Origin of the sequence: Belliella marina (assembly GCF_042682445.1) — a bacterium.
GTDB classification, from domain to species: Bacteria; Bacteroidota; Bacteroidia; order Cytophagales; family Cyclobacteriaceae; genus Belliella; species Belliella marina.
Genome location: NZ_JBHUHR010000038.1, coordinates 287034 through 287741 on the forward strand (window position 1 = coordinate 287034; position 708 = coordinate 287741).

Annotated in this window: 1 protein-coding gene; it reads right to left on the reverse strand. The window is 48.6% G+C overall.

The window, feature by feature from the left end; genetic code table 11:
• Window positions 1–708, reverse strand: a 708-nt coding sequence (locus ACFSKL_RS13300; protein ID WP_465252696.1) for a DUF7507 domain-containing protein, incomplete at both ends; no start/stop codon positions are given.

The following is a 708-nucleotide window of genomic DNA, read 5'->3' on the forward strand; positions in this document are numbered from 1 at the left end:
TGCTTCACTTACCTCTGATCTGTCTGCTGTTTTGCTTAATGAAATACTGCTGTTTTGGTCAACAGGTGTTTCAAGTTCATCTTCATCTCCCGGTGTCTCCCCGTTTGGATCTTCACCCTGCACACTTGCCGCATTCAGGATACTTCCTCCATCCATATCTTCCTGGGTTACAGTATAGCTCGCTGTCACCGACTTGCTCTCTCCCGGCGACAAGGTTCCCACATTCTCCTCAACTCCCAACTTCGGATCGCTGACCATCACTTCTGTCAAAGTCGTGTTGCCTGTATTGGTAACTGTCAGCGTATAAGTAATCACTTCTCCTGCTGCACTTACCTCTGATTTGTCTGCTGTTTTGCTCAAAGCAATTCCGCTGTTTTGGTCAACAGGTGTCTCCAATTCATCTTCATCACCCGGTGTCTCCCCGTTTGGATCCTCACCCTGCACACTTGCCGCATTCAGGATACTTCCTCCATCCATATCTTCCTGGGTTACAGTATAGCTCGCTGTCACCGACTTGCTCTCTCCCGGCGACAAGGTTCCCACATTCTCCTCAACTCCCAACTTCGGATCGCTGACCATCACTTCTGTCAAAGTCGTGTTCCCGGTATTGGTAACTGTCAGCGTATAAGTAATCACTTCTCCTGCTGCACTTACCTCTGATTTGTCTGCTGTTTTGCTCAAAGCAATTCCGCTGTTTTGGTCAACAGG